7 protein-coding genes are annotated in these 7,884 nt (G+C 41.1%); 3 read left to right on the forward strand and 4 right to left on the reverse strand.

Translation table 11 applies throughout. From position 1 onward, the window contains the following. Positions 1–320 precede the first annotated feature (320 nt). Both LJE72_RS23090 and LJE72_RS23095 read right to left on the reverse strand, forming a co-directional pair. A complete protein-coding gene (locus LJE72_RS23090) occupies positions 321–629 on the reverse strand; it encodes a LysM peptidoglycan-binding domain-containing protein (protein ID WP_229250321.1) in 309 nt (102 codons plus the stop codon). A 394-nt stretch (positions 630–1,023) separates the two neighbouring features. After that, positions 1,024–1,914, reverse strand: a complete 891-nt coding sequence (locus LJE72_RS23095) for an Rpn family recombination-promoting nuclease/putative transposase (protein WP_229250322.1) — start codon at positions 1,912–1,914, stop codon at positions 1,024–1,026. A gap of 666 nt (positions 1,915–2,580) precedes the next feature. Here LJE72_RS23095 and LJE72_RS23100 point away from each other — a divergent pair. Continuing rightward, positions 2,581–3,417, forward strand: coding sequence for a prohibitin family protein (locus LJE72_RS23100; RefSeq protein WP_229250323.1), 837 nt, complete (start codon positions 2,581–2,583; stop codon positions 3,415–3,417). A gap of 63 nt (positions 3,418–3,480) precedes the next feature. Here LJE72_RS23100 and LJE72_RS23105 read toward each other — a convergent pair whose 3' ends face one another. Beyond that, positions 3,481–3,633: a hypothetical protein gene (locus LJE72_RS23105; protein WP_229250324.1), complete on the reverse strand. Its 153-nt coding sequence runs from the start codon at positions 3,631–3,633 to the stop codon at positions 3,481–3,483. 100 nt (positions 3,634–3,733) lie between these two features. Continuing rightward, the gene (locus LJE72_RS23110; protein ID WP_229250325.1) at positions 3,734–5,134 is read right to left on the reverse strand and encodes an MFS transporter; all 1,401 of its coding nucleotides are present in this window, start codon (positions 5,132–5,134) and stop codon (positions 3,734–3,736) included. Between the two features lie 478 nt (positions 5,135–5,612). Here LJE72_RS23110 and LJE72_RS23115 point away from each other — a divergent pair, with 478 nt between their 5' ends. Both LJE72_RS23115 and LJE72_RS23120 read left to right on the forward strand, forming a co-directional pair. After that, on the forward strand, positions 5,613–6,884 hold the full coding sequence (locus LJE72_RS23115) for a multiheme c-type cytochrome (RefSeq protein ID WP_229250326.1): 1,272 nt from the start codon (positions 5,613–5,615) through the stop codon (positions 6,882–6,884). A 13-nt stretch (positions 6,885–6,897) separates the two neighbouring features. Beyond that, on the forward strand, positions 6,898–7,722 hold the full coding sequence (locus LJE72_RS23120) for a hypothetical protein (protein WP_229250327.1): 825 nt from the start codon (positions 6,898–6,900) through the stop codon (positions 7,720–7,722). Positions 7,723–7,884: the final 162 nt, after the last annotated feature.

Raw genomic sequence — 7,884 nt, forward strand, 5'->3', positions numbered from 1 at the left:
TATTAGTAATACTTGGAACTCCAAATCTATCGAACAAATCCAGGCTTGCCATCCTATCCATGGTTAAATTGAGTTGAACCTATTCCAATAACCAATTCACTACTTAACCCCCCTGCTTTCTTACCTTTTCCTTTTCCTCCTTTTGTTTAAAATTATTAGTTACTCTTATCTACTATAATATAATTATTTTAATTATTAATCAATAATAAATTTATTATTTTCAACTTTTAATTGTAGGCCTCTACGGAATACTCAAATAATGCTTCAACAAAAAAAGGAAGACCATCGCCGTCTTCCTCTTTTTTAAGTTTTAAAATTCTTTATCGTTTTTGATATTTCAGCTGTTTTTTACGACCCTTACGATACTCGGCACGGCCCTTTCGGTATTCTTCAATACCTTTTTGATACTCTTCCATGCCCATCTGCCATTCGTTTCCCCGCCATGGATTGAGAACCCATGGATTGCCAACTTCAATTTTTTCGCCAACACGAATCATAGTTGGATTGCTGATTTGAGGATTTATATCGATCAAATGTTGAAGGGTTGTTTTATGCTGCATTGAAATAGTGTATAAAGAATCTCCTCGTTTAGCTGTATGGTACATCACAGACACCTCTTTGTTCTCCATATTTTTCCTCATTTATTTTATGTAGAGACAAATTATTGTTGTGCGTGTACGATTCAGAGGTCTTCTATGTTGCCGCCAGGTCACCTCTAGGAGTATTTTCCCTCCGGCTCATGCCACTATCCTCCTGCTTTTGCCTTGCCACTGCCACTCTATCCGGCGACTTCTAAACACCCATAGTGATGCTTGGCATCATCTGAAATGCGAAGAAAAAGATTCGATAATTTCGCTCAAAGGAGGACTTCCACCTTGCAAGATACACTAAACTTCTTAGGGTACTAACTAACGGGAACCGCAGTGGGGATGGGAGGGCATCCCTCGATCAGTGAAAGTTTCCGAGGACTGCTAAACAATGATAAGTTGGTGTCAGACACCCGGCACGAGGCACCGGGTTCCTTCATGCTTTCAGCCGTTTGACTTCTTCTTCCGTCATACCTGTTGCTTTAGCTACCGTTGAGATCTCCATGCCTAAGTCCAAAAGATTCTTCGCTACTTCTGCCCTTCCTTCTGCCTTTCCTTCTGCCTTTCCTTTATTCTCCGCGCTCTCTATTCTCGTTAGCTGGTCACGAAGCTCGGCTTCTCTGGCATCGTACATCATTCTTGCCTTTTCATCCTTACTGATAATCTGCAATAAATCATAGGCCTTTTTGATGTCCTTATTCTTTTCCGCTAACATCTCAATCACTCCTTTTGATTTTGCATCTAGGAATTCCATCCATTCAACAATGGGATCATTCTCGTCTCTTTGAATATTCAAATCTGCTAGCTTTACGATCTCTAAAAAATGGACCTCTAATATGTCACTCAACCTGTATCCGGTTTCGTCCTCTGTCAAATGATAGCTGGAGTACAACTTTTGAAGTGGGGTACATTTGAAATCAACTATGTTGATAGTGATACATTTCTTTAGCTTGGAATAGGTTTCGCCTGGCTTTACTTGACTTGTGTACATCTTTGACCAGTAGAACATAGTTCTTTCGGACATGAATTCTGTCGGTAATATCTGTATCTCTATGTCAATCTGTTTTCCTTGCTTGGTCTTTGCCCTCACATCCAGAATTCCTTTTTTATCCTCTGCAAACTTTCTCAGTAGCTCACTGTTAATGATTTCTATTCCCTCAAAGTCTTCCGCTGGCACACCAAGTACAGCACTTAGAAAAGCTATCAGCAGATCTTTATTTTTTTCATCTCCAAAGATTAGTTTAAACACGAAGTCTATTTTTGGAGACATCAGAAATCCATCGTCCGTTGGTATCTGTTTGCGTTTACTCTTCTTGCTCCCAGCCATTATAACTTCATCCTCTCTCTAGTCTTAGTATCATTTTAGCAAATTCACCGTAGTTTGACACACTCACCAACAGACAACCCTTATTATCAAAACTAAGCATAACGAACCTATAGCTCCATTATACAACAAAGCAACTATTCATTCCATAAAAAGGAATAGTTGCTTTGTTATATATGTGTTGGTTACCAAGAGGTTAGAGTTTTGACGAATATGACTCAATTATTTTATGTTACATTAACCAACCCCAAAAGGGATTCGACAAATTGCGAGAAGTACGGTCCCCTTCGGGAGAAAGCTTGTACCCTATACTCCTGTCACCAAGAGAGCTTGCAAGAGTCTCCCCCTGGTTACCGTGTGATCATTGTATAACATGCCTGGGCTCTTAGACCCCGGGGAAACAAGTTTACGAAAGCTTGAAGAAAATACAGGCACCAACAAAAAGAGGAAGACCATCGCTGTCTTCCTCTTTTGCCTTGCCACTGCCACTCACTCCATGTTATGTAGTTTTTAAGCAGACCTTCCACTACAAATTTGACGTATTTAGACAATATTATCTGTTATAACAGATAATATATGAAATTGAGCGCATATTCTTTATAGCGTTTTATTACTCAATTAAGGTATAGTAACTATTGACTAAAAAATTAATTAAAAGGAGGATGCCCGTTGGATTCTGAAAAAATTGTTAATATGGTCCCTAAACTAAAAATAAGTCCAGGACTTGTTACATTTGGCATTGTGATTATTGTTATTTTTTTCATAGCGCTTAATTCTTTTGTGATTGTTAATGCTGGTCATAGAGGTATCGTTCTCCAATTGGGAGCTGTCCGCCCCGTCGTCTTTACTGAAGGACTCCATTTTAAGATTCCGTTCATTCAAGACGTGATCCCTATTGATGTACGAGTCCAGAAATCTCAATCCGATCAAACTGCTGCTTCCAAAGACCTCCAAATCGTCACCACAACTGTGGCTGTTAACTTTCACCTTGATCCCAATCAATCGAATACACTTTACCAAAGTGTAGGTTTGTCCTACGGAGAGCGAATCGTTGATCCCGCCATCGGCGAGGCGGTAAAAGCTGTAACGGCCCAATATACGGCTGAGGAATTGATCTCTAAACGTTCTGAAGTAAGCAGCAAGATCAAAGAGACTCTCTCTTCAAAGCTAGCAACCTATTATATGATTCTCGATGAAATTAATATTACAGAATTTAAATTTAGTCAAGAGTTCAATAACGCGATTGAGCAAAAACAAATTGCTGAGCAGCAAGCTCTAAAGGCCAATCTTGATCTGCAGAGAATAGAGATCGAGGCTAAACAAAAAATTGAACAAGCTAAAGCAGAAGCTGAGTCTCTACGACTCCAAAAACAAGAAGTCACTGCCGAACTTGTTAAACTAAGAGAAATAGAAGCTCAAATTAAAGCCATCGAAAAATGGGATGGTAAACTACCGAATGTTACTGGTGGGGCTGTTCCTTTTGTTGATGTTAATAACGCCCAATAAATCCCTGTATAACTATTATCACCCCCAAAGATAATTACCTTGGGGGCCTTTTTGTTCTTTCAATTAAACTATGCTGGACCTATCTTTAAAACTACTAATGCACACTTTGTGAATTCTCAGGATTGCTCTCAGCGCCATCTCCTTAACCATCGGCGTCAGCACGTAACCTGGACAGAAGGCATTCACTGTAATATTATAGCCTACTTCTCGATCCATTGCTTTGGTAAAGCCAATCAGGGCCGCCTTGGTTGTGGCATAGGCAACTTCACTATAATATTAAATGAAGTGAAAGCTCCAACGAAGAACTTTTCGAGGCTCAATCAGAATTGTTCCTCATTGTTTGGGGGGCAGACCCCCTTGCTAAAGAGGCAAAGATCCCAATGCAACAAAGAACAGAAAAAACAATGAAACTGGCTCTCGAACTTTGCAGAAAACCCGTAACATAATCCGGTGAATCGAGAGTTAAATTTTTCATACTTATAGAAGTGATGAGGGCCACAATCGTCATACTCAGGGTCTGTCCGAGCAGTCTCATGGTTCCAAGGGTAGAAGAAGCTACTCCATAAAGCGCTCGATCCACTGAACTCATGACAGCATTTGAATTGGGAGACGAAAAAAAGGCAAAGCCCAGACCGATAAACGCCAGATTAATTATAACAAGTAAAATAGAGGTCTTTTCATCCAGAAAGATAAAAAAGAACAGCCCCAAGGTGGTAATAGCCATCCCTACTGAAGCAAGTATTTGGGAATTGATTCGATCCGATAAACGTCCGGCTAAAGGAGAAAGAGCGGCCATAAGTATTGGCTGGGACAATAGAATCAAACCTGATTGAGAGATTTCGATATTCTGTACATTTTGAAGATATAAAGACATCAGGAAGGTTAAAGCAAAGGTAGCACTGTAATTAATGAGAGCAGCCAAATTCGAAAAAGTAAAGGCTCGATTATTCATAAACATGCGTATTGGCAATAAAGGATTAGAAATTTTAGTTTCATAGACAACAAAAGCGATCAAAAGTGTCAGCCCGAGAATAAAGGTTATCATATATTGAAAACCTGCAGTAATATCAGTTAACCCATAGAGAAAGAGCAATATGCCCAAGATCCAAAGAATACCGCCCCACTTGTCAAATTTGTCCACTGCCCCCAACCATTCACCAGAGAGCCTAGCCAATGTTAAGCAGAGGACAACTAAAGCAATTGCAAAGTTAAAATAAAAGATACCTCGCCAACCTATCGTACTACATATCACGCCCCCTAATACAGGTCCTAATGAGAGACCGATATAGGTCGATGCAGCGCTAAGACCCATCGCTTTTCCACGCTCTTTTGGTGGGACAACTGACGTTAGTATCGCCATAGAGGTCCCAAAAATCATAGCACTAGCGATTCCCTGCAAAACTCTAAAGATTATAAACATAGAGAAAGACCAAGCGAATCCACTGCCTAAAGCTGTTAAGGCAAAAAGGAACATTCCAACTGTAAAGACTTTTTTCCGACCCACAATATCCGCTAAACGTCCAAAGGGAAGTAAAAAAGCAGCCGATGCCAAGAGATAACTGGTTACGACCCAGTTCAGCAAAGATTGGCCGACGCCGAACTCCAGAGCCATCTGTGGAATACCCAAATTGATGGCATTGCCCATAAATGGGGCAATGAAGGATGTTATCATGACGATAACCATAGTGAACTTAACCATAGATCGATTCTCTTCCATAATATTTCCCCCTAAAACACTCTTTCTCATTTAAATATCAAGAACTTGATTTCTCCTTACCTACAACTATAATCCTAATCTACCGCGAAACATGCCGAAAACATGAACGGCTCCAAAGGTAACACAAGAACATTTTAATTCACGAGGCACTTCTCGTACCTACAGACTTTCAAACCCGAGTTTTCACAAGCTAAACAATAAGTTGATAAGTTGGTGTCAGGCACCGCCCTGCACCTGAAGGCTTCTCCGCTATGCTAGCCAGGTTTTCTAATGCACTTTGGTAATCTTGCACTTCGAAAAATGATAATATTTGTGATATGAATCACACAATTCATAGTCCCTTCTGATATTATGAAATTATGTAAATTAGCGAGAATCTCTTTATTATAACAAAGAGAATAATGAGTTAATCAAATGAAAGGAGGAAGGTGGTAGATTACTATTAAAGTACAACGATTCTTTGAAAGGGAAGTGACTAATGCATTCTAAATTTTACAAAATGTTGCTTTTGGTAGGGCTTGGTTCAGTTGTAGGAGTAATTTTGCTACTTCAAATGTATCGGTTTGCTGTGGGGCCACAGGGAGTTGAAATATCATTCCCAACATTAAGCCAAGTGAGTCTGACATCGAGTCCGGAGAATGCTCAATGTATAGAGTGCCATCAGAATGAAAGTCCCGGAATTCTTGATCAGTACCATGATGGCAAACATTCTCAGAGAGGGGTTCAATGTCTGGATTGTCATAAACCTTTAGAAGGCCAGGAAAAAATGACAACTGTACATTATGAAGTCCAAATGGTTGCAGCACCGACACCAAATAACTGTGCTCAGTGTCATGACGAAGCAGTTCATGAGTTTTCTATCAGTGCTCATGCCGCGAAATCTTGGTATCCGGTTGTTGGAGCGGAGGATTTTACTAAAGAGGAACTCGCGAAGTACCACCTTTTGGGCGAAGATGGAAAGCCCCTTAATAATGGAAAGCCCAACGTTATTCGTGATGTAATTGGGAAAGATGCCTCGGCACTCTCATGTGAAGCCTGTCATGGAATCGGCAAGAAAAATGATGATGGAAGCTTTGGAGATTGCCGCGCGTGTCATCTTGGCCATGATTTTAGCATTGAGCAAGCTCGTCAACCGGAAACCTGTGGTCAATGTCACCTCGGGCCGGATCATCCGCAAATGGAAATTTATAATGAATCAGCCCACGGTACTTACTATGCCGCGAACAAAGAGAAGTTCAATTTGGGAGCTCCAACGGGAACGTTAACTACGAAAGATTTCCCATCTCCCACCTGTACAACTTGTCATATGTCTGGGATAGGAGATATTGAACCGACTCATAATGTGTCCGAACGTTTAAAATGGAATTTGGCTCCCCCGATTGCTACCATTCGTGCCGATGGGGGGCAGAACCGACAGACCATGGAATCCATTTGTCTTAATTGTCACGCTCAAGGCACCATTGATGAACATATGACCCAAGCTGAGAAAATTATTGACCTGACCAATGAGAATGTGAGAAAGGGTCAATCGATCGTGAATGAACTACGTACTATAGGGCTTTTACCAGGATCAACGATGAGCACACCCATAGAATACTTAGAGTTTGAGCTTTGGCATCATGAGGGACGTCGAGCTCGATTTGGAGCAATCATGAGTGGAGCTGACTATGTCAACTGGCATGGGATCTACGAACAAGAAAAGGCTTTGGTAGAAATCAAGGCTGAGGCAGAAGAGATGAAGAAGGATTAGAGGGGATTTAATAATGCAATGGCTATTAAGAAAAAACCCCATTTTGCTCGGGTATATGGCCATCAACTTCACGTTGATTGGAGTCGATGTAATGCTTGCCCATTCGCAGAATAACTTCTTTCGATTCGAGATGATCCCGCTCATCTATACGCCTTTTGCCGTTGTGGGGGTCCTGCTGAAATTGTTTTGGCCGGATAACCGCTGGGCTCATCGCTATTTTCTTATCAGCATGGGGTTGGGGGTAGCGATTGGCCTCATAGGTACTTTTTTTCATCTTGCGGGCAATGCAACCTCCGACTTTCAGCCAATCCATACGTTAATCATTGAGGGTTCACCCGTTGCTGCACCTATAGCCTTTGCTGGGATAGCCTTATATACATTGGTCGTAGCCAAACCAGAGAGCGCACGCCGGGATAATCAGCTTTTAATTCTTGTTGGATTAGGTTTTCTAGCTTCTGTTCTCGCAGCATTTCTTGACCATGCGCGATTGTCGTTTAGCCCAATCTATACTCTTTTCCCTCTCCTATCGGGTTTGATGGCTACGATTGCTTGTTTTTGGCTTGCTTACTCGCAGAAAACGAAGTCAGAAGTTATTTTTTTCTTAAGTATCATGGTACTCAATCTTTTCATTGGTTTACTCGGCTTTGTCTTTCATGTTCTTGGCGATCTTGCAGGAACTCAAACCATTGTTTGGGCGAGATTCCTCTATAGGAATCCCCTTCTAGGACCGTTACTATTCTGCGACGTGGCTGTGTTGGGGGGACTTAGTCTTTTACCTGAACAGATCGGTCAGTCAAAAAATCAAGCTATTCAAAAAGATGTCACAGTTACGATATAGTCTTTTTAAGTAAAGCTCTATCATAAAAGGGATAGTAACAAAACTTAACCTGAAAGTCGCCTAAAGCCAGCAGCTCTAGGCGACTTGAATAATATGCTCCCCGAGAGCGGCGTTTGTCAAGTTAGTTGTCGTTTAACTCCAAAATTGTATATAAGTTAAGAG

The organism is Desulfosporosinus shakirovi (genome assembly GCF_020595055.1).
GTDB classification, from domain to species: domain Bacteria; phylum Bacillota; class Desulfitobacteriia; order Desulfitobacteriales; family Desulfitobacteriaceae; genus Desulfosporosinus; species Desulfosporosinus shakirovi.